A 23,256-nucleotide genomic window follows, 5' to 3' on the forward strand; every position below is an offset into this window, starting at 1 on the left:
GAGAGGAACTTAAGGCTATCGGCATTTATATGTCGATAGTTTTTTTATGCTAGGGGAAGTTTTGATAACTCCCCACTATAAAATAAAATATCAAAAATTGTAAAAAAAGCTTTATCATGGTAGAATAGTATAAAAAATAAAAAAGAATAGATAATGTTTTAACATAGATAGACCACTTATATATATGTAAAACAGCGTGCTTTTTTACTTTGCTTATCGAAAAAAATAAGTATTGTTGTTTTTCGATAAGTCATATTATTTTTATTAGTCTAATATATTTGGATATATGTAATAGAGTAATAAAAAGATATAGTACTATGGGGGATAATATGGCTGAGAAGTATCGTTTTAAAATTAAAATATTATTAATTGCAGTTGGAATAGTTATCTTAGGTTATCTTATAGTTGCGAGTATAACGAAAACTGAAATATTAAAAGATGATGAACAAAGTATACTGATAGAAGAAGCCGCAGATATGTTGACCTTCACAGGTATTGCTGCATCTGAATGGAAAGACATATTGAATAAGAAGAATGAACAATATTTGACCTATAATGATGCCTGTACCATACTTGAAACACTTCAAATTCTTCCAGAAGACAAAGAAGAGCTTGCTAAGGAGAAGGCGAATAAAGGAATGAAAAAGGATGAGTGGTTAAAACTATACGATAAAATAATTGAAGTATTAGATAAGGAGAATAAAGTCTCATATCAAGATCTTTTTATCATAGCGGATCATAGAAATTGTGAAGAGCTAAATGAGAATGAAATATTTACAGATAAAGGTAGCTTTGTCTGGAAGAACAGTAAAGAAATCAATTCTTATATGTATCGAAGCGTAAAAGTAGTTTTATATGAAAATAATGTTGTTTACGTTTTAAAAAGCCAAGATCAGGAATTTAAATTAAACAATGCCTATTTTGTTTCAGGTGATGAAAATGGTTTTCAAGTTTTTATGGACCAAAAATATTTTAATTTTAGCAATCGGCCGTTAGAAAATAAAATATCCTCTCAAATCGGAGATATTGTTTTTGGAGGCGGCGAAATCAAACAAATTAAGATAAAAGCGGACAAGATAAGCGGAAAGTTACTAGCTGTAAAAAAAGATAGCTTGGAGATAGAAGGATATGGAATGGTACCTTTGGATGAGAATTTTAAGCTATATAAAGAATACGGACAGTTAGAAGAATTAAGCATAAATGATTTACTTGTTGGATATAATGTAACCGAATTTGTTGTAGCAGATGGAAAAATCAGTGCAGGTTTAAATATGAAGGACTTAGTTGTTGATAACATAAGAGTCTTAATCAAAACAAATAATTTTGAAAATATTTTCCATGGAAATGTAGTATTAACAGGAGACTGTGATTATACAATATACTATGGGGATAAAGAAGAAAAACACACTGCCAATGAACAAGTAAACATTGATGCAGACAGTAGCTTATGGGAAGAAAATCGTATCAAAATTGTACCAGATACACTGTCAGGAAAGATTAGTCTTTTATCGGTTCAAAGATCGAGTGGAAGTCCTGCTTATAGAGGCTCCATTGAAGTGGTAAGGGATGAGAGTGGGCTTATTGTTATTAATGAAGTATCGTTGGAAGAATACTTATATATGGTCGTACCTAGCGAAATGCCTGAAAGTTATGGCATTGAAGCTTTAAAGGCACAAGCGGTATGTGCAAGAAGCTATGCCTATAATCATATTTTAGATAATGCTTATTCCCAATATGGCGCCCAAGTAGATGACAGTGTAAGCTATCAGGTTTATTCAAATCAAGCAGAATCTGTTTTATGTACACAAGCGGTGAAAGAAACATATGGTCAGGTACTTCAAAAAGACGATAAGGTGATTGACACATATTATTTTTCTACATCCTGCGGACATACAACCAATAGCGAAGTATGGGTAAATAACAATCAAGAGGATAAAAGTTATTTACAACCAAAGTTTATTGGTGAGACAGATAGTGAGCTGGATTTGAAGGATGAGACTATATTTTATGATTTTATCATGCAAAATACATATCTTGGTTTTGAAAGTGATGAGCCATGGTATCGATGGAACACTACAATTCCAGTTTCTGATTTGTCAAATACCTTAAATTCAAGATTAGCATCTAGATACAATGCAAATCCAGAGCTTATTTTAGTGAAAAACAGCGAAGAAGAGTTTGAAAGCAAAGAAATTTCAAATATTGGTTCCATTAAAAATATCAAAGTAATCCATCGAAATGAGGGAGGGGTATTAGAATCGGTTGTAATTGAAGGGAGTAAAGCGACCATTAAGGTTATGACAGAATATAATATCAGATACTTATTAGCACCTGTTGCAACTCAGATTACAAAACAAGATGGTAGTCTGGTGGATGGATTTAATTTGTTGCCAAGTGCGTACTGCATATTTGAAAAAGTAATTGAAAATGACAAATTATCTGCTTTTAAAATTACAGGAGGCGGATATGGTCATGGTGTTGGAATGAGCCAGAATGGAGCTAAAATAATGGCAGGTAGAGAATATACGTATGATGAAATATTGAAATATTTTTACACAAGTGTTGATTTAAAAAATATATACGATTAGAAGAAAGTGTAGTATGGTGATATGGAGGAGTAACATGAAATTTATTCGACTAGGAAGAGACTTTCTTAAGAAATTAAAGGAGGATCATATAAATGCATATGCGGCGCAAACAGCATACTTTATGATATTATCGTTTATTCCATTTATTATGATGCTTTTAACTTTAATTAAATATACTCCAGTGACAAAGGCTGATTTATTAACGACAGCTGTTGATATACTTCCTTCTTCCATTGACCCAATGGTTATCTCAATCATTGATGAAGTCTATAATAAGTCAAGTGCAGTAATATCCATTTCTGCAATTACTGCTGCCTGGTCTGCTGGAAAAGGTGTTATGTCAATTATTCAGGCACTGAACACGATTAATGATGTGGAAGAAGAGCGTGGATATATTTTGGTGCGATTACGGGCCGCATTTTATATGGTTATTTTTGTTGTAGCGGTAGTGTTAACGCTCATCATTATCGTATTTGGTAATAAAATATTATTAATCATTGAAAGACAATATCCATTAGTCACTAGGTTGACCAGTCTATTAGCGGAAGTGAAGAACTTTGCCGTTTTAGGGGTATTGACGCTACTGTTTTGGATTATGTTTAAGTTTATACCACGTAAAAAAATGAAAAAATCAAAACAACTACCAGGAGCTGTTATGGCTGCCGTTGCTTGGACAATATTTTCCTTTGGATTTTCATTATACATTGATGTATCTTCTGGTTTTGCAAATATGTATGGAAGCTTAACGACAATTATATTGGTAATGCTTTGGTTATATGGTTGTATGTATATCATGCTGGTAGGAGCAGAGATTAATTCATATTTTCAGTATATGTTTCAAGAAATTGATGGATAAATAGGATTTCCTTAGAATAAGCAAATTTATTCTTGACACAAAAAAAGAATATGATACAATAGAGTACAGATTAGTTAAAAACCATGATGGTGTGTGTTAATCACAAGTAGATAATTATTTTCTTTCAGAGAGAGGGAGTCACCGGCTGCAAGCTTCCTTAAGTTCAGATAATTATTGAATTTCTCACCGGAGTTGTATTCTTGAAATAATAGTAGGGAATAACGTGAGTGCGCGTTAAGCATACTGAGAGCCTGTAGGATATGTTACAGGAATTAGGGTGGTACCACGGAATTTTGCTTCGTCCCTTTTGGGGGCGGAGCTTTTTTTGTTTTATAGGAAAGTTTGTAGAACTTCCCTATGAAAGTTCATTACGCGAGTACAGTAAGGAAGGAGAATAAAAAATGAAGGATAAACTTCAAAGAATTAAAGAAGAAGCATTCAAACAGATTCAGGATTCAGACGCATTAGAAAAATTAAACGAGGTTAGAGTTGCCTTTTTAGGGAAAAAAGGTGAACTGACAGCAGTATTAAAATCAATGAAAGATGTTGCACCAGAAGACAAACCAATGGTAGGTCAATTGGTGAATGATACCAGACAAGCGATTGAAGCATTGTTAGAAGAAACAAAAAGCAAATTAGAAAAAGCAGCATTACAACTAAAATTGCAAAACGAAGGAATTGATGTAACCTTACCTGCAAAGAAAGAACAATTAGGACATAGACACCCAAATACCATAGCTTTAGAAGAGGTAGAACGGATTTTTATCGGAATGGGTTATGAAGTAGTAGAAGGTCCTGAAATTGAAAATAATTACTATAACTTTGATGCTTTGAATATTCCAGACAATCATCCAGCAAAAGACGAGCAGGATACCTTTTATATCAACAGTGATATGGTATTAAGAACGGCAACCTCACCAGTACAGGTGCGTGAAATGGAAAAAGGTAAGCTTCCAATCAGAATGATTGCACCAGGAAGAGTATTTCGTTCCGATGAAGTAGATGCAACTCACTCCCCATCGTTTCATCAAGTAGAAGGTCTTGTAATTGATAAAAATATTACCTTTGCAGACTTAAAAGGAACGTTAGCAGAGTTTGCCAAGGAACTGTTTGGGCCAGATACAAAAGTTAAATTTCGTCCACACTACTTCCCATTTACAGAACCAAGTGCAGAATTAGATGTTTCTTGCTACAAATGTGGAGGAAAAGGATGTCGCTTCTGTAAGGGAGAGGGTTGGATTGAAATCTTAGGTTGTGGAATGGTTCATCCAAATGTTTTGAGGATGAGTGGAATTGATCCAGATGAATACAGCGGATTTGCATTTGGTATGGGACTGGAACGTATTGCACTATTAAAATATGAAATAGATGATATGAGATTATTATATGAAAACGATTATCGTTTCTTAAAACAATTTTAATGGAGGAGGAAAAAAATGATTACAGCATTATCTTGGATAAAAGAATATGTACCAGATTTAGATGTTTCTTTGCAAGAATATATGGATGCAATGACCTTGTCTGGTTCAAAAATAGAAGGATATGAAAAACTCGATAAAAATCTTGAAAATATTGTAGTAGGCCAGATTAAGAAAATTGAAAGACACCCAGACGCAGATAAGTTAATTATTTGTCAGGTTGATGTTGGTAAAACAGAACGAGTGCAAATTGTTACGGGTGCATCCAATGTAAAAGAAGGGGATAAGGTTCCTGTTGTTTTAGATGGTGGTAGAGTAGCTGGCGGTCACGATGGTGGAAGTTTACCAGAAAGTGGTATTAAAATTAAAAAAGGAAAGCTTCGTGGCATTGAATCAAACGGAATGATGTGTTCGATTGAAGAATTAGGAAGTAGTAAAGATTACTATCCAGAAGCCCCAGAGGAGGGGATTTACATTTTTGAGGATGACGTCGAAGTAGGAAGTGATGCAGTTGAAGTCTTAGGACTTAATGATGCTGTATTTGAATACGAAATCACCTCAAACAGGGTAGATTGCTTTAGCGTACTTGGTATAGCTAGAGAAGTAGCGGCTACATTTGGTAAGAAATTTGTACCACCAGTTGTAACGGTGAAAGAAAATACAGAAGATGTAAATGATTATGTAAAAGTAACGGTGAAAGACACGGATCTTTGTACGAGATATTGTGCAAGAGTAGTAAAAAATATTAAGATTGGACCTTCTCCAAAATGGATGCAAAGAAGACTTGCTGCGCATGGAATCAGACCAATTAATAATTTGGTAGATATTACGAATTATATTATGGAAGAGTTTGGTCAACCAATGCATGCTTATGATTTGGATTTGATTGAAGGAAAAGAGATTATTGTAAAAAGAGGAAATACTGGTGATAAATTCGTAACCTTAGACGGTCAAGAAAGAGCGATTGACGATTCTGTATTGATGATTTGTGATGCTAACAAACCAGTTGGTATTGCTGGAATTATGGGTGGAGAAAACTCTATGATTACAGATTCTGTATCTACGTTGTTGTTTGAAGCTGCATGTTTTGATGGTACGAATATCAGACGTTCCAGTAAGAAAGTTGGTCTTCGAACAGATGCCTCTACAAAATTCGAAAAAGGACTTGATCCAAATACAGCTCAATTAGCAATTGATAGAGCTTGCCAGTTAATTGTGGAATTAGGAGTTGGAGAAGTCGTTGGTGGTATGGTTGATGTTTATGAAACGAAAAGAGAAGGTAAAAAGGTAGTACTAGACTCTGCAAGAATTAATCAGATATTAGGTACTAATATTGATGAAGCAACTATGATTGGTTATTTCAAAAATATTGAACTTGATTATAACGCAGAAACAAAAGAAGTTATAATTCCTTCCTGGAGACAAGATATCTCGCATACCGCTGATTTGGCAGAGGAAGTAGCTAGATTCTACGGATACGATAACATTCCAACAACACTTCCTACAGGAGAGGCAACTACAGGTAAACTTTCCTTTAAATTACGAGTAGAAGAAGTGGCACGTAATGTTGCTGAATTTTATGGTTTTAGTCAGGCAATGACCTATGCGTTTGAAAGTCCAAAAGTGTTTGAGAAGTTGTTACTTCCAAAAGATTCAAAGCTAAGAGAAGCAGTTGCCATTATGAATCCTCTTGGAGAAGATTTTAGTATCATGAGAACTTCTTCTTTGAATGGAATGCTAACAGCATTATCAACCAATTATAATAGAAGAAACAAGGATGTTCGTCTATATGAACTGGGCAACGTCTATTTGCCAAAACAAATACCTGTAACAGAACTTCCAGAAGAAAGAATTCAGTTTACATTGGGTATGTATGGCGAAGGTGATTTTTTCAGCATGAAGGGTGTTGTGGAAGAATTTTTTCAAAAAGTAGGTCTTAATAAAAAAATCAAATATGACCCTACGAATAAAAAATCATATCTACATCCAGGTAGACAGGCTGAAATGTATTATGAAGAACAATTGATTGGATATCTTGGTGAGGTACATCCAGAAGTAAGTGAGACCTACAATATAAAAGATAGAGTCTACCTTGCAGTAATTGATATGCCTTATATTGTTGAACTAGCTACGTTTGATCGAAAGTATGAGGGTATTGCCAAATATCCAGCAGTAACAAGAGATATTAGTATGGTGATGAAGAAAGAAATATTGGTAGGCCAAGTAGAGGAAGTGATAGAGAAAAAGGGTGGAGCTATTCTTGAAAGTTATCAGCTTTTTGATATCTATGAAGGAGCTCAAATCAAGGAAGGCTATAAGTCGGTTGCTTACTCTATAACATTTCGAGCAAAGGATAAAACACTAGAAGATAGTGATGTAAACACTTCAATGGAACGAATTTTAAAAGAATTAGGCAATTTAGGTATAGAATTAAGACAATAGTTATATTGGAAATAGAGTGTGAGCAAGCTCACACTCTATTTCTAAAGAACAAATAATTTTATGAAATTATTCTAAAATTCGACAAAAAAGTTGTTATTATTAGTAGTATGGGATAATATAATATAGAATAGTTACAGATTTTAGCAAGAGAGAATTCAATTTGTCTCTTGCAAGATTAAGTACAGCAGGAGTTTAATATGAAACTTTCAGATTTTAATTTTGATTTACCAGAGGAACTGATTGCACAAGATCCAATTGAAGATAGATCAAGTTCTAGGTTACTTGTTTTAGATAAAAACAGTGGAGAAATACAGCATCATGTATTTAAAGATATCATTGATGAATTACAGGAAGGGGATTGTTTGGTTGTAAACGATACCAAAGTAATTCCTGCCAGATTAATTGGTAACCGTGTTGGCACAGATGGAAGAATTGAAGTTCTTTTATTGAAGAGAAAAGCAGATAATGTTTGGGAGACATTGGTAAAACCTGGAAAGAAGGCGAAGATTGGAACTAAAATTACCTTTGGAGAAGGTTTGTTAATTGGTGAAGTTATTGATATTGTAGAAGAAGGAAATCGCTTGATTCGGTTTGAATTTGAAGGTATCTTCGAAGAGATTTTGGACAAATTAGGTGAGATGCCTCTACCTCCATATATCACACATGAATTAAAGGATAAAAATAGATACCAAACGGTATATGCAAAACATGAAGGTTCTGCGGCAGCACCAACAGCAGGCTTACATTTTACAAATGAATTGTTAAAAGCAATTGAAGACAAAGGAGTCGTCATTGCAAAAGTTACACTACATGTGGGACTTGGAACCTTTCGTCCAGTAAAAGTGGACAACATTTTAGAGCATCATATGCATTCAGAGTTCTTTTTTATTGAGGAATCTGAAGCAAATAAGATAAATCAAGCAAAAAAAGCTGGAAAAAGAGTCATTAGCGTAGGAACAACAAGCTGTAGAACATTAGAGTCGGCAGCAAGTCAAGATGGAGTTGTGAAGGCGACCTCTGGATGGACAGAGATTTTTATTTATCCTGGGTATCAATTCAAGGTAATTGATGGACTCATTACGAATTTTCATTTGCCTGAATCGACACTATTGATGCTTGTTTCAGCGTTAGCAGGAAAAGAACATATATTGAATGCATATAAGACAGCAGTGAATGAAAGATATCGTTTTTTTAGCTTTGGTGATGCTATGTTCATTAAATAACGGAATAGGGGGATAATACAAATGATGGAAAAAAGAAAATGCAAAAGAAGTGTATTGAATGCAACCATACAGTTAAGACAATGTAATGGAGAAGAACACAAAAAATTATCTGTCGATGTAACTAATTTATCTCGAGAAGGGCTAGGTTTTTTTACTTCAAATGAATTGCAAATTGGAGACTATTATGATACAGAAATCGAAATATGGACCAAAGAAGTCATCAAGGTAGTAATTAAAATCGTTCGAAAGACAAAAAATCCAGATAAAAATGTAATATCTTATGGTGGTGAGTTCATTGGACTATCAGAAAATGAGAAATTTCGAATTGATGTATATCAATGTGTAGAGGAAAATGTAGTATAATCAGGAAGAGCCCTAAGGCTTAATAAAGGCTGTCGATATTTTCGGCAGCCTTTCATTGATTTCTTAAACATTTATGGGAGAATTATTGTTGAAGCTTTCTTAAATCAGAATAGAAGGTAGGATAAGAAATATCAACACAATCACTACGTTCAATGGTTGTTGTACCCTCTGCAATTAAGCCTGCAATTGCAAAGGACATGGCAATACGATGATCAAGTTTACTGTCAAGCACTGCACCATGAAGTGGTCTACCACCTTTTATAATCATTCCGTCCTCTGTTGCTGTTACATCTGCGTTCATGGCGCATAAGTGCTTAACGCAAACATCGAGGCGGTTTGATTCCTTTACTTTTAGTTCAGCGGCATCTTTAATCACCGTTTCTCCTTTTGCATAACAAGCAAGAACCGAAATAATAGGAATTTCATCAATCAAAGTTGGAATAATCTTACCACCTATTTCAATTCCTTTTAAATCACTTGATTTTACAAGAATATCAGCAGTTTGTTCTCCGTTATTTGAATTCATATTTAATAGTGTGATGTTACCACCCATTTCTTGGCATACCTTAATGATTCCATCTCTAGTTGGATTGATTCCTACATTTTTAATTAGAATTTCTGAATTAGGAACAATAAGTCCCGCTGCTATAAAGTAAGCAGCTGAAGATATATCGCCTGGTACGGTTACTTTTTGACCAACTAAATTAGGATTTGGTGTTACGGTAGCAGTGGTATCATTGGTTTGGATCTCTCCACCAAAATACTTTAGCATAATTTCTGTATGGTTTCTTGAAACATAAGGCTCCGTTACACTTGTTTGACCTTCGCCGTAAAGTCCTGCAAGTAAAATCGCAGATTTTACTTGTGCGGAGGCAACGTTAGAATGATAGTGAATTCCGCTTAATTTACGACCCTGTATGGATAAAGGAGCACATCCATTTTGGTTGATACTAGTTATTGAAGCACCCATTTGAGAAAGTGGTTTTATAATCCTTCCCATTGGTCTTCTTTGTATGGAGGCATCACCTGTAAGCTTTGTTTCAAATGGTTGTGCAGCAAGAATTCCTGACATAATTCTTGTTGTAGTTCCACTGTTGCCTGCATCAAGAATCTGTGTTGGTTTTGTCAAACCATTAAGGCCTTTTCCTTTAATTATCACAACACGATGTGAATTCTCAATTTCAATTCCCATTTTTTGAAAGCAATCAATCGTAGAAAGACAATCCGCACCTTGTAAAAAGTTTGTAACCTCAGTGGTACCTTTTGCCAATGCACCAAACATAATGGTTCGATGAGAAATTGATTTATCACCAGGAATTGTAATTTCTCCTGATAGTTTTGAAGCTTTAGTAATATTCATTTTGTAATTCCTTTCCATATAGAAGTAAACGTATCTGCTATCGTTCATGAACGGTATATCGATGTTTCTTTAGTAATCCCAAGGCCCTTTTAGAGGCTTCCTCGTCATAGAATTCAATTCTAAGAACCCCATCTACAAATTCACGGTTATGAATGATACCGATATTCTTTATACTGATATGATTGCCTGCTAATATCGTAGCAATTGTAGCAATACCACCAGCTTCATCTATTATATCACAATATAACTCATATATCTTCTTGATTGGACCAAGTGATGAATTTGTAATTGAGTTTCTATATTCTCTTGCTTGATCAAACATATCATATATCTCCTGACAGGAGGAAGAATCTATCAGTTCTTTTGCATAATTTAACTCCTCAATATAATCATGCAACAACAAAGAAATGTTTTGTTGATTGGATAGACAAATTTGTTGCCACATAACAGGCGAAGAAGACGCAATACGAGTGATATCTTTAAAGCCACCTGCAGCAATATTCTTCATGATTTGCTCGTTTGAATCTTTTTTTTCTACTAGATTGACAAGGCTTGATGCAATGATATGTGGAAGATGACTGATTGCAGCGGTAACGTAGTCATGTTCCTTATAATCAAGAACAAGTGGAATTGATCCAAGTGTGGCTACAAAATTTTTATAAAAATCTATTTTTTCCTGGCTTACCCTTGAAGAGGGGGTAATTACATAGTAGGCATTTTCAATTAAGTGTGCCATTGCGTTTTCATATCCGATTTTTTCGGAGCCAGCCATTGGATGACCGCCAATAAAATATTCTTCTAAGTCAAATTCTATTATTTTTTCATGGATATTTGATTTGACACTTCCAACATCGGTTAGAATACAACTTGGTTTTATTAAGGTTTTTAACGTATTCAAATATGTAATATTACATGAAACAGGGGTACATAAAAAAATAATATCACAAGTGCGAAAAGAGTCGTCGACCGCATAGGAAACGATGTCGACAACTCTTTCAGAACAAGCTTGTTCTAAAGCTTGTTCATTGAGATCAAAGGCTGTTATTTTACTGTTTGGATACTTGGCTTTTATAGCTTTGGCAATGGAACCTCCTATAAGGCCAAGGCCAATAAAGCCAACCTGTGATTCACTCATTTAAAATGTCCTCCCTGATAAGGTAGCATAAGGACGTATCTCATTTGACAACTCATGAAACTGATCAAAGGTAAGAGACTGTGGTCCGTCTGAGAGAGCCCTTGCTGGATCGTTATGTACTTCAATCATTAATCCATCTGCACCAGCAGCAATGGCTGATTTGGCAAGAGGTTTTACATATGCACGTACACCTGTTGCATGACTTGGATCAACAATAATTGGTAAATGGGATCGTTCTTTTATAACTGGAACAGCACTAATATCAAGAGTATTTCTTGTAGTAGTCTCGAAGGTACGGATACCTCTTTCGCATAATACAACGTTTGGATTGCCTTCTGCAATAATATATTCAGCAGCATTTAACCATTCGTCAATCGTAGCAGCAAGACCACGTTTTAATAATACAGGCAAACCTGATTTTCCAGCCTCTTTTAATAGGTAGAAATTCTGCATATTTCTTGCGCCAATTTGAATCATATCGACATATTTTACCGCAGCGTTAATTGCATCAAGGCTGGTTACTTCGCAAATAGTAGCAAGACCTGTTTCTTCTTTGGCTTTTTGCATATAGCGTAAACCTTCTTCTTCCAATCCCTGAAAAGAATATGGAGAAGTTCTTGGTTTATATGCACCGCCTCTTACAATTGTAGCACCAGAAGCCTTCACAGCATGGGCAATGGATAGAAGTTGTTTCTCCGTTTCTACGGCACAAGGGCCAGCCATAATGGTAAGTGTGTTTCCACCAATTTGAGTATTTCCTACCTTTATAACAGAAGGTTCTGGGTGGAACTTTTTATTTGATAACTTATAACTTTCTGTTACAGGTACAATTTTATCCACATCAGGAGCAATCTCAAGGTTTTCCGTTTGAAGTTTACTCTTGTCGCCAACAACTCCAATAATTGTTACTTCTTTTCCTATAGAAAGGTGAGTTTCAAGACCTTTTGATTCGATAATACGTATTACGTTTTCAATTGAAGCCTGTGGTGCATTTGGTTTCATTACAATAATCATAATTAAATCCTCGTTTATTTTCTTTTATATTCTTTTAGATTCAGACGCTAAGGTCTGTTTCCTCGAAACTATTCATAGAATCAAAATAGTAACTACTGTTTAATAGTGTATAACAGTTAACCAGATATGTCAATACTGTATTGCTTTAAAGTGTAACGCTTTAAAGTATAAATTAGGCAATGCGTTCTAATTCGATATAGTCATCTTGAATTATCTGAATTATTAAAACATTATATATTGTATACAAATAAATGGTAGTAATAAAAGGATTATCAAAATAAAATCATTTAATATATATAATTTGTATGATAATCTTGTAAATGGGAAAGAAATTTAGTAAAATATAGACAAATCTTTATTTGGAACCTTTAACCTACCGCATATACCTTTATGCGATACATGGCAACTATCATAATATTTTGATTTGTTGCCAACCATGATATAAGAATAGGAGGAATTGATATGAACGTTTACAAGACCGAACAAATTCGTAATGTAGTTCTTTTAGGGCACGGTGGCTGTGGCAAGACATCATTAGTCGAAGCCATGGCGCATTTAGCAGGTCTTACCAAGAGGATTGGTAATGTGAGTGAAGGAAATACTTTAAGCGACTTCGATAAAGAAGAAACCAAAAGAGAATTTTCGATAAATACTTCATTAGTACCGATTCCTTGGAATGATTGTAAGATTAATATTTTAGATACTCCTGGTTATTTTGATTTTGTAGGTGAAGTGGAAGAAGCAGCTCTGGCTGCAGATGCGGCTATCATTGTCGTTTCTGGTAAGTCTGGAGTTGAAGTAGGAACTGAAAAGGCATGGGAAATTTGTGAAAAGTATCATTTGCCGAGAATGATTTTTGTTGCCAATATGGATGATGACAATGCAAGTTTTCGTCAGGTTGTCGATGATTTGACGAATCTTTATGGGAAAAAAATCGCACCATTTTTTATGCCGATTCGAGAAAATGAAAAGTTAGTAGGGTATGTAAATATTGTTAAAAAGGGCGGAAGAAAATTTAGAGGACTTAGTGATAAAGAGGATTGTGAAATTCCTGATTATTTAGAAGAATATTATAATAATTATAGAGAAAAATTATTAGAAGCAGTGGCAGAAACCAGTGAAGAGTATATGGAACGTTATTTTAATGGAGAAGAATTTACAGATGAAGAAGTTCGAGTGGCTCTTTCTGAAAATGTAATGGATGGAACCGTTATCCCAGTTGCCATGGGATCAAATTCAGAAATTCGTGGTGTTTATAATTTATTAAACGATATTGTTAAGTATTTTCCAAGTCCTGATAAAGTACTAAGAACAGGAACAAGTACAAAAACAGGGCAAGCTTTTGAAGCAAATTATGATGAAAATAAGTCGATTTCAGCATATATTTTTAAGACAATTGCAGATCCATTTATCGGTAAATATTCCTTAGTGAAAGTGTGTTCAGGAGTACTTAAAAATGATAGTGTTATTTTCAATTATGAAAAGGATATGGAAGAAAAATTATCAAAACTTTATATACTTCAAGGAAAAACACCAATCGAAGTGGAGAAACTTCATGCAGGAGACATTGGCGCTATTGCAAAATTAACAGATGCAAAGACAGGTGATACGTTATCGACAAAAGCAAACCCAATTGTATTTGAACGACCAAAGTTTCCAATTCCTTACACTTATATGAGATATAAAGCTAAGACTAAGGGAGATGAAGATAAAGTTGCTCAGGCACTGGCTAAAATTATGGATGAGGATCAAACAGTTAAAGTAGTAAATGATATGGAAAATAGGCAATCCTTACTATATGGAATGGGTGAACAGCATTTAGATATCATTGTAAGTAAGCTTTTGAATAAATACAAAGTTGAAATTGAATTAATGAAGCCTAAGGTAGCTTTTCGAGAGACAATTAAAAAGAAAGCAGAAGTACAAGGAAAATATAAGAAGCAATCTGGTGGTCATGGACAGTATGGTGATGTGAAAATGATCTTTGAACCTTCCATGGATTTAGAAAAACCATATCTTTTTGAAGAAAAAGTATTTGGTGGTGCAGTGCCAAAGAATTTTTTCCCAGCAGTAGAAAAGGGAATACAAGAAAGTGTTTTAAAAGGTCCATTGGCGGCTTATCCAGTAGTAGGAATCAAAGCGATACTAATAGATGGCTCTTATCATCCAGTTGATTCATCGGAAATGGCATTTAAAACTGCTACAATGATGGCATTTAAAAAGGGATTTATGGAGGCATCTCCAGTTTTACTTGAGCCAATTGTATCTTTAAAGGTAAATGTTCCTGATAAATATACAGGAGATATTATGGGAGATTTGAATAAGCGTCGTGGCAGAGTTCTTGGAATGACTCCATTAGAAGGAGAGAGACAGTTAATAGAGGCAGATGTTCCAATGACTGAATTATTTGGCTATTCAACAGAGCTTCGTTCCATAACAGGTGGAAGAGGCGAGTATTCCTATGAATTTAATCGTTATGAGCAAGCACCAGCAGATGTTGCTGAAAAAGAAATAGCACAGCGAGCAAGTAAAGTCACTTCGATCGAAGAATAAAATCAAAACATATGAGTGAATAGGATGTTGACGAAGTCAGCATCCTATTTATTATATAAGAACGAGTTAGATATAAAGCTTAATGTAAGTGTACCTATTATAATAGGAAGAAACAAAAAATATCAACCCAATACTAGGTAAAAATCAAAATTTGTGATATGATTGTAAATATTAGACTTTGGAGGAAAATGACAATGAAAGAAAGAATAGAAGCATTACGAGTAATGATGAATAACAACAACATTGATATATATTTAGTACCTACGGCAGATTTTCATCAGTCAGAATATGTAGGTGAATATTTTAAATGTAGAAATTATTTATCTGGATTTACGGGATCAGCAGGTACTTTGGTTGTTACTAGTAAGGAAGCTGGGCTATGGACGGATGGAAGATATTTTATACAAGCAGAGGGTGAACTAAAAGAATCAATCATTGATTTATACCGTATGGGAGAGGAAAATGTACCAACAGTTAGTGAATTTATACAAGAACATTTAAAAGAGGGGCAGACGTTAGGTTTTGATGGTCGTGTTGTATCCTTTGAACGAGGAGAGGAATTAGAAAAGATAGTAAAAGAAAAAAAAGCGAACCTTGTATTTGAGCAGGATTTAGTTCATCTTATCTGGGAGGATAGGCCACAACTTTCCAAAGAAAAAGCATTTTTAATAGAAGAAAAATTCAGTGGTATGTCTACAAAAAAGAAACTTGAGTTAGTTCGAAGTGCGTTAGAAAAGGAAAACGCAGACCTTCATGTATTGACTAGTTTAGATGATATTGCTTGGTTATTTAATATAAGAGGAAATGATGTGGAGCATAATCCAGTTGTACTATCGTATGCAGTGATAACACCTACTAAAGCCTTCTTATTTTTAAATGAAACAGTACTAAATGATGAGATTCGTAAGGATTTTAAAGAAAATGGTATTACTGTTTTACCATATAATGATATCTACTCTTATGTAAAAGAGACGGATAGTCAAAAAACAGTGCTACTGGATAAAGCAAAAGTAAATTACACAATAGGAAAATCCCTTAGTACAAAGATCATACATGAGTTAAATCCAACAACAGCATTAAAGGCAATTAAGAACGCAGTAGAAATTGAAAACACGAGGAATGCACATATAAAAGACGGAGTTGCTTTTACAAAATTCATGTATTGGCTTAAACAAAATGTAGGAAAAATCGAAATTACTGAATTAAGTGCTACTGATTATTTATATCAACAAAGAAGTGCTCAGGAGAATTTTATAGAATTAAGCTTTGAGACAATATGTGCCTATAAAGAAAATGCGGCTATGATGCATTATGCTGCAACGAAGGAACATAATGCAACGATAAAGCCAGAAGGACTTTTACTGGTAGATTCAGGTGGACAATATTTTGAAGGAACTACGGATATTACTAGAACAATGGCACTTGGTGAGGTAGATACGGAGCAAAAGAAACATTTTACGGCTGTTGTAGTTGGAATGTTACAATTAATGAATGCAAAATTCTTATATGGATGTAGAGGAATTAACTTAGATGTATTAGCAAGAGCCCCAATCTGGGAATTGGATATTGACTATAAATGTGGAACAGGACATGGAGTTGGTCATATATTAAATGTACATGAAGGACCAAATGGTTTTAGACCGAAGTTATTAAAAGACAATGAGATGAATTGCATTTTAGAAGAAGGTATGATAACCACAGATGAACCAGGTATCTATATAGAAGGAAGTCATGGAATACGTATCGAAAATGAATTATTATGTAAGAAAGGTATCAAAAATGAGCATGGCCAGTTTATGTATTTTGAAAACCTCACATTTGCACCAATTGATTTAGATGCGATTGTACCAGAGCTTATGTCGGTAAAAGAAAAAAATATGTTAAATAATTATCATAAACAGGTATTTGAAAAATTATCTCCATTTATGAATGAAGAAGAAACAAAATGGCTAAAAGAATACACAAGAGAAATATAAAATAATTGAAATAAAAGTAAGGTAATAGGAAGTGAGATGTGAAATTGAGAGTCGGCTTGGCGCAAATGGATCTTGTATGGGAAAATAAAGAGGAGAATATAAAAAAAGCAGAGCAAATGATAATAGATGCTGTCAAAAAACAGATTGATTATTTATTATTTCCTGAAATGAGTTTAACAGGCTTTTCTATGAATGTGAATGTAATTGGAGAAAAGAAAGACAAAAGTGAAACCCTAGAGGTATTTTCTGAATTTGGAAAAAGATACAATGTGTTTATAGGGATTGGTTATGTAGAAAAAAGGAAAGAAAAAGCCTATAATCGCTATGCTATCATTAATCCAAATGGAGAAGTTCTGATTGACTATGCTAAAATTCACCCGTTTTCCTATGGAGAAGAAGGAATTTATTATACAGGAGGATCAAAGATTGAAAAGGCCGATATAAAAGGCGTGCAAACAGTGCCTTTTATCTGTTACGATCTTCGGTTTCCAGAAGTATTCCAAATAGCGTCCAAAGACTCGTGTTTCATTACCATTGCTGCTAATTGGCCAAAACAAAGGCGTGAACACTGGATTACACTGCTAAAAGCAAGAGCAATTGAAAATCAATGCTATATTGCAGGCGTGAATCGAGTGGGTATTGGAAATGGTTTAGAGTATAGTGGAGATTCTATGATTATTAGTCCTTATGGAGAAATTTTATCAAAAAATATAGAAGGAGAAGGAATTATCAGTGCAGATATCGATGTAACATTTGCTTTGTCTTATCGCAATGATTTTTGTTTAAAAAAGGATCGGAAGGAACAATTGTATCTGCAATTATTCCACCGACCAGTTTAGAATCTTTTTCGATATTTTAATACTTTGATATCTATTCGCATATTCTTTTGAAGTAATCTCAGTACAATAGTTGGTTTGGAAGTTTTTATCCAAGCCAGCTTTTTTTAATATATCAACTGCTTTATTGTAAGCAATTGCGGCAGTGATCTCATCCGAATAGACTCCTACAATAAAATTTCCATTAATATGAATCATTACTCGATATGCCTTGACATTTTTAATCCAAATTTCTTCGACTCCGTAATAGCGATTAATGACAATGATATTTTCGTAACGAAAATCGGTTTTATCATTGTTGGCAAATTCATAATCTTTCCCACAAACGGCATAATTTTTTATTCCGTATCGAGATAATATATTAACCTGCATCCCATAATCTGCAACAAACAAATGGCCTTGTCGCTTCATAATTTTATGGCTTGAATAATAAAACAAATCGTCGATATCAAATTTTAATTCCAGATTTATGTTTAAATAGTAGGAAAAATAGTTTTTATGCAGGTAAATAGGGTTTTTAATGTAGATATGATTATCTCTAAAATTTATCAAAATTACCCATTTTTCAAAAGTTAGTGTATTTTTTGACAAAGAATAGGAAATAATGGTGTAAACATTATCAGACAAAATGGCAGAAGCTTCAAGATATGCCTTGTGAGCAGAAGCTTCATCTTTGTAACTGCCAAGACTGATATGTTTGTTACGATAAGTAATGGAGGAACGAAAATATTTCGTACCATCTTTTTTGTATGCAAGATAAACACCTTGTAAGAAACTCATAACTTTTTCCTCCAAAATAAAGATATATATCACGCATAGTATATCATATTTTCAATCATTTAGGTGATTTAACGTTACGAAAAGCCTATTTAACATAAAAAAATTAACTTTTTTTTCCTTTTTACGTATATATATTAAAAAAGTGTAAAAAATAATTAATAACTATTTAATATCTATCTAAAATTATGATAGGTAATATTTGGATAAAATTAATAAAATAGTGAATTCAAATTTATATATAATTACTTTAATTTGTTTTATTCATGAAAACAAAAATTAAATAAGTGCCAAATATGATTATTTGTTATTGACACTAAAAAGCGTTTTTTATATAATGCTAATCATGTTCGGACATTGAAATTAAAAAATATGAAAAGAGGAGTATGTATGCTAGGATTACATTCATTTCTTCAAGGTGTTTGTCAAATGCTTACTAAGCTTACAAAGAAAAACTATAGGAGTTGTGCGCTAGTAATGGCAGGAACTGTTGTCATTGCAACTGTGGCATTCAATTCCAATTCTTTTGGTGGAGCTGGTAAGAATAAATCTACAACCTTAAGAAATGTATTGACATCAGATGATAGTACTGATGACGAAGAAACTGATACCGAAGCAAAAATACAAGCCGGAATTCAAGAGGTGTTAGCTACAATAGGAGATTCAGAAGAATTTTCGAAGAATCAAAACATAATGAGTAAGGTTATGTCCTATCAAGAAACAGATGAGAATATTGTAGAAAGCACGAGTGAGACAGTGCCCAAAATAGAGCTATCCAGTCAAGACTATAAGGCGTTACTTCGAATAGTTGAGGCGGAGGCTACCGGAGAAGATAAAAAAGGTAAAATATTGGTTGGTAATGTTATTATGAACCGCGTAAGAAGCGAAGAATTCCCAGATACTGTTGAAAAGGTTGTATTTCAAAGAGTTGGTGGGCATGTACAATTTTCACCAACAGCAGATGGAAGATATGAGAGTGTTGACATTTCAGATGAGACGAAAGAAGCGATAAAGGATATCTTAAATGGAGTGGATTATTCACAGGGAGCTTTGTTTTTTTCAGCGAGAGATAAGGCAGATCCAAGTAATATGAGTTGGTTTGATACGAACTTAAAGTGGCTGTTCGAGTATGGCGGCCATGAGTTTTATACAGTAAAGTAAATTACGAATGCGAGATTCAGGTAAAATTAGCTTGTAGTGTAAAACAAGGTATGTTATAATTTTTGGCAGTGGACTTAAAAGTGTGCAAATGCGAAAGATTATAGAAAAGGAATGATATTATGGAGTTACTTTATAAAAGTACCAGAAGTGAAAATGAAACAGCTACAGCTTCACAGGCAATTTTAAAAGGTCTTGCGGATGACGGAGGATTATTTGTTCCTACCAGTATTCCAAAACTTGAAACTAGTATAAGCGATTTATCTAAGATGACTTATCAAGAAGTTGCTTATGAAGTTATGAAGTTATTTTTTACTGATTTTACAGAGGAAGAGTTAAAGGAATGTATTAACAAAGCATATGATGCAAAGTTTGATACAGAAGAGATTGCTCCAATTGTAAAAGCTGATGGAGCTTACTTTTTAGAGTTGTTCCATGGAGCTACGATAGCATTCAAAGATATGGCTTTATCCATTCTTCCTCATTTATTGACTACTTCAGCGAAAAAGAATCAAGTCAAGAATGAAATAGTAATATTGACAGCGACATCGGGAGATACAGGAAAAGCGGCATTGGCAGGTTTTGCAGATGTACCTGGTACGAAAATTATTGTATTTTACCCAAAAGACGGAGTAAGTCCAATTCAAGAAAAGCAAATGGTTACACAAAAAGGTGATAACACATTTGTAGTTGGAATTAACGGGAATTTTGATGATGCACAAACTGGTGTAAAGTTAATATTTGGAGATAAAGATTTAGCTAAGGTAATGGCAAAATCAAATTATCAGTTTTCATCAGCTAACTCCATTAATATTGGACGTTTGGTTCCACAAGTAGTTTACTATGTTTACGCTTACTCAAGATTATTAGCAAATGATGAAGTTTGTGAGGGTGAGAAAATTAATGTAGTCGTTCCTACAGGTAATTTCGGAAATATTTTAGCAGCTTTTTATGCGAAAAATATGGGATTGCCAATCGACAAATTAATTTGTGCTTCTAACGATAATAAAGTGCTATATGATTTCTTTTCGACTGGTGAATATAATAGAAATAGAGAATTTATATTGACTTCTTCACCATCAATGGATATTTTAATATCAAGTAATTTGGAGAGATTAATATTTAAAATTGCAGGAAATGATGCCAACAAAAATGGTGAATTAATGAAGGCCTTAAGCAGCAATGGAAAATATGAGATTACCAAAGAGATGAAGAATGATCTTTCAGACTTTTATGGAAATTATGCAACGGAAGAAGAAACAGGCAAGACAATTCAGCAGATTTATGAAGATACAAATTATGTGATTGATACACATACTGCTGTTGCTGCATGTGTATATAAAAAATACAAAAAAGAAACGAACGATAAATCAAAAACGTTAATCGCATCAACAGCTAGTCCGTACAAATTCACTAGAAGTGTAATGTGTGCAATCAATGAGAAATATGATTCAATGTCCGATTTTGAACTAGTGGATGAACTTAGTAAAATATCAGGAGTAGAGGTTCCTCAAGCGATAGAAGAGATTCGAAGCGCTAAAGTACTTCATGAAACAGTATGTGAAGTAAATGAGATGCAAAAGGTAGTAAAAGATTTTTTGAATATTTAATAAAAGTAGTGTAGAGAGTGGATAAAAGCACTCTCTATTTCAAGACAAAAGGAAAGCAGAATGCTTTCCTTTTGTAATCTATTTAAATTACGAACATAACATTTACAGTTCCAAATGTAAACTGGATTGGTATGTAGTAAAGTGGTGCCTTAGGGACAAATAAAACGTCATTTTCAGTAAGGGGCGGTTGCAAAATAAGAGATTTAGAATAATCATTAGAAATATTTACTGCAAATAATCCATTATTTAAGTTAATAAAATCCTCCATGGAAGACCTTACGTATTCGTTGTTTGAAGTATAATTTTCTCCAACATATCTGGAAGCGAAAGAAATTAACGTGCTTTCATCCATATCAAGAGCGGTATGCAAAGAAAAATCCCCTGCAATTTTTTGTGATACACACCAATTAATCGGATAAGCTCCAATCTTAATAATTGGATAAGGAGTAAAATCATCACCTACGAATCGAATGATAGTATTAAATAGTAAGGTGATATAACAATATAACATTTCTCTTAAATTTTCATCATTTAATTCATCAAACTCATAAAACTCTCGAATCAAAGCATTTACTTTATTGCTTTGCTCATGGGAAAAATCAAGTTCTGTCAATTCGTAAAGAGATTGATATTCTAACATAGCATTTTGAAATTGTTCCATGCTTAGATACCCATTATCAACAAGAATCTGACTTAAGAGAAGATAATCAGGGGTTTGTGTATGTAAAAGTTCTTCCACTTGTTGCTTATTTAAAAACCCTTCTTCAATTGCTATTTCACCAAAACGTTTATCAATTTGGGTTTGCTTAAAATGAACTTGTTCTACTTCTTCAGCAGTCATATAACCATTATGAATGGCAAGTACACCAAGCTTAAGATGTATATTTTTTTTATTCTGAATGGCATCCATTAATTGTGTTGGGGTTATCAGATGCTTATTTAGAAGAAAATTACCAAAAAACTGAGTGTACATTAGTTTCCTCCCTGTGACAAAAAGTATTTCTCAATAATAGTCTCAACCAGATATGGATCAAAAGGCTTTTGTAAAAAATCATGCGCTCCTGCTAATATCGCATCCTTTAAATATTGATGGGTACCTGCAGAAGAAAACATTACAATATAAGCATTTGAATCATATGAAATGATTTCTTTTATTGCTTCGATACCAGTTTTATTCGGCATAATGATATCTAGAAAAACAATATCAGGTTTGTTTTCTTTATAAGCATCAATCGCTTCTTGACCATCAGTCACTTCAATGATAGAAGTACAATTATTCGCGGTAAAAAAATCTTTCATTTGTTTTCTAAATAAGATGGAATCATCGCATATCAGTACAGTAAGTCCTTTTAAATTCATATAAATTCCTCCTATTTTGCATATTATTTTTAAAACTACAAACATTCTGCTACTATTCTACAACAAATATCTAAATGTTTCAACGGAAAAGAAAAATAAAAATATAAAATAATTCGAAAGTTATTAAAAAAAAATAAGTTTTATAAAAGATAAGAAGCGTATTGTAAAAATAAAAAAAACTAGGTATAATCATAAAGAATAGGTTCGTTGTACGAATAAAAGCTTGGAGGAAAAACAATGGAATTTGGTGGGCTAATTGATGGTATTATTTTTGCCTGTGGAGTTTATATGTTATATTCTGCATATTTGATGAAAACAAAAGGTGAATTGAAAGTAGGTTGGTTGGTTAGTAAAAATGTTAATCTAGAAAGAAGTAAAGACGTACCAGGTTATATTAGCTATATGTATCCTAGGGTACTATTTTTTGCGATTAGTACTTTGATATATAGTTTTGTTGGCTTTTATAACGCTTATATCACTTCGTTAGGAATTGTACAGACCGTCACCTTTTTTGGTTTTTTTGCGGTGGTTGTTTGGTTTGCAATTATATCTACGAGAGCAAGTAAAAAATATCTATCTATGTAGCAT

General features: G+C 33.6%; 18 protein-coding genes and 1 other annotated feature. Of the genes, 12 read left to right on the plus strand and 6 right to left on the minus strand.

The genetic code is table 11. The features are described from left to right. Window positions 1-329: 329 nt before the first annotated feature. The 6 genes from F7O84_RS03675 (at window position 330) to F7O84_RS03700 (ending at window position 8,890) form a co-directional block, all read left to right on the plus strand. A complete protein-coding gene (locus F7O84_RS03675) occupies window positions 330-2,588 on the plus strand; it encodes a SpoIID/LytB domain-containing protein (RefSeq protein ID WP_192451644.1) in 2,259 nt (752 codons plus the stop codon). A gap of 34 nt (window positions 2,589-2,622) precedes the next feature. Beyond that, on the plus strand, window positions 2,623-3,444 hold the full coding sequence (locus F7O84_RS03680; RefSeq protein WP_192451645.1) for a YihY/virulence factor BrkB family protein: 822 nt from the start codon (window positions 2,623-2,625) through the stop codon (window positions 3,442-3,444). Between the two features lie 74 nt (window positions 3,445-3,518). Further along, window positions 3,519-3,753: a binding site (T-box leader), on the plus strand. Between the two features lie 92 nt (window positions 3,754-3,845). Next, a complete protein-coding gene (gene pheS / locus F7O84_RS03685) occupies window positions 3,846-4,865 on the plus strand; it encodes a phenylalanine--tRNA ligase subunit alpha (RefSeq protein WP_151142063.1) in 1,020 nt (339 codons plus the stop codon). Between the two features lie 15 nt (window positions 4,866-4,880). Then, window positions 4,881-7,304: a phenylalanine--tRNA ligase subunit beta gene (gene pheT / locus F7O84_RS03690; RefSeq protein WP_151142065.1), complete on the plus strand. Its 2,424-nt coding sequence runs from the start codon at window positions 4,881-4,883 to the stop codon at window positions 7,302-7,304. Window positions 7,305-7,501: 197 nt separating this feature from the next. Continuing rightward, complete coding sequence (gene queA / locus F7O84_RS03695) at window positions 7,502-8,527, plus strand: tRNA preQ1(34) S-adenosylmethionine ribosyltransferase-isomerase QueA (RefSeq protein ID WP_151142067.1); 1,026 nt, start codon at window positions 7,502-7,504, stop codon at window positions 8,525-8,527. Window positions 8,528-8,548: 21 nt separating this feature from the next. Then, window positions 8,549-8,890 (plus strand): PilZ domain-containing protein, encoded by a 342-nt coding sequence (locus F7O84_RS03700; RefSeq protein WP_151142069.1) that lies wholly within the window; start codon window positions 8,549-8,551, stop codon window positions 8,888-8,890. Window positions 8,891-8,972: 82 nt separating this feature from the next. Here the strand turns inward: F7O84_RS03700 and aroA are convergent, their stop codons facing one another. The 3 genes from aroA to aroF are packed head-to-tail and all read right to left on the minus strand — an operon-like array spanning window position 8,973 to window position 12,399. Next, entirely contained in the window at window positions 8,973-10,250 is a 1,278-nt protein-coding gene (aroA, locus tag F7O84_RS03705; protein ID WP_151142071.1) for a 3-phosphoshikimate 1-carboxyvinyltransferase, read from the minus strand. A 37-nt stretch (window positions 10,251-10,287) separates the two neighbouring features. Further along, window positions 10,288-11,385, minus strand: a complete 1,098-nt coding sequence (locus F7O84_RS03710) for a prephenate dehydrogenase (RefSeq protein ID WP_151142073.1) — start codon at window positions 11,383-11,385, stop codon at window positions 10,288-10,290. Continuing rightward, window positions 11,386-12,399: a 3-deoxy-7-phosphoheptulonate synthase gene (gene aroF, locus F7O84_RS03715; protein WP_151142076.1), complete on the minus strand. Its 1,014-nt coding sequence runs from the start codon at window positions 12,397-12,399 to the stop codon at window positions 11,386-11,388. A gap of 462 nt (window positions 12,400-12,861) precedes the next feature. On the opposite strand from aroF, the gene F7O84_RS03720 reads away from it, so the two are divergent. The 3 genes from F7O84_RS03720 to F7O84_RS03730 all read left to right on the plus strand — a co-directional run bounded on the left by F7O84_RS03720 (window position 12,862) and on the right by F7O84_RS03730 (window position 17,767). Next, window positions 12,862-14,952 (plus strand): elongation factor G, encoded by a 2,091-nt coding sequence (locus F7O84_RS03720; protein ID WP_151142078.1) that lies wholly within the window; start codon window positions 12,862-12,864, stop codon window positions 14,950-14,952. Between the two features lie 188 nt (window positions 14,953-15,140). Further along, entirely contained in the window at window positions 15,141-16,928 is a 1,788-nt protein-coding gene (locus tag F7O84_RS03725; protein ID WP_151142081.1) for an aminopeptidase P family protein, read from the plus strand. A 38-nt stretch (window positions 16,929-16,966) separates the two neighbouring features. Further along, window positions 16,967-17,767, plus strand: a complete 801-nt coding sequence (locus F7O84_RS03730) for a nitrilase-related carbon-nitrogen hydrolase (RefSeq protein WP_320411215.1) — start codon at window positions 16,967-16,969, stop codon at window positions 17,765-17,767. On the opposite strand, the gene F7O84_RS03735 is transcribed toward F7O84_RS03730, so the two are convergent. Next, window positions 17,747-18,544: a hypothetical protein gene (locus tag F7O84_RS03735; protein ID WP_151142084.1), complete on the minus strand. Its 798-nt coding sequence runs from the start codon at window positions 18,542-18,544 to the stop codon at window positions 17,747-17,749. The genes F7O84_RS03730 and F7O84_RS03735 overlap by 21 nt on opposite strands. A gap of 387 nt (window positions 18,545-18,931) precedes the next feature. On the opposite strand from F7O84_RS03735, the gene F7O84_RS19140 reads away from it, so the two are divergent. Together F7O84_RS19140 and thrC are read left to right on the plus strand one after the other, a co-directional pair. Continuing rightward, a complete protein-coding gene (locus F7O84_RS19140) occupies window positions 18,932-19,702 on the plus strand; it encodes a cell wall hydrolase (protein ID WP_243140798.1) in 771 nt (256 codons plus the stop codon). A 119-nt stretch (window positions 19,703-19,821) separates the two neighbouring features. Next, window positions 19,822-21,309 (plus strand): threonine synthase, encoded by a 1,488-nt coding sequence (gene thrC / locus F7O84_RS03745; RefSeq protein WP_151142086.1) that lies wholly within the window; start codon window positions 19,822-19,824, stop codon window positions 21,307-21,309. Window positions 21,310-21,391: 82 nt separating this feature from the next. On the opposite strand, the gene F7O84_RS03750 is transcribed toward thrC, so the two are convergent. Next, window positions 21,392-22,282, minus strand: coding sequence for a cyclic di-GMP-binding domain-containing protein, MshE-related (locus F7O84_RS03750; RefSeq protein ID WP_151142089.1), 891 nt, complete (start codon window positions 22,280-22,282; stop codon window positions 21,392-21,394). Next, the gene (locus tag F7O84_RS03755; RefSeq protein ID WP_151142091.1) at window positions 22,282-22,668 is read right to left on the minus strand and encodes a response regulator; all 387 of its coding nucleotides are present in this window, start codon (window positions 22,666-22,668) and stop codon (window positions 22,282-22,284) included. The genes F7O84_RS03750 and F7O84_RS03755 overlap by 1 nt, the downstream gene beginning before the upstream one ends. Before the next feature lie 237 nt (window positions 22,669-22,905). Between F7O84_RS03755 and F7O84_RS03760 the strand changes: the two genes are divergently transcribed. Then, window positions 22,906-23,253 carry a hypothetical protein gene (locus F7O84_RS03760; RefSeq protein ID WP_151142094.1) on the plus strand — a complete coding sequence of 116 codons (348 nt, stop codon included), beginning with the start codon at window positions 22,906-22,908 and terminating at the stop codon, window positions 23,251-23,253. The last annotated feature ends 3 nt before the right edge of the window (window positions 23,254-23,256 follow it).

Source organism: Candidatus Galacturonatibacter soehngenii (genome assembly GCF_008830185.1).
GTDB classification, from domain to species: domain Bacteria; phylum Bacillota; class Clostridia; order Lachnospirales; family Lachnospiraceae; genus Lachnotalea; species Lachnotalea soehngenii.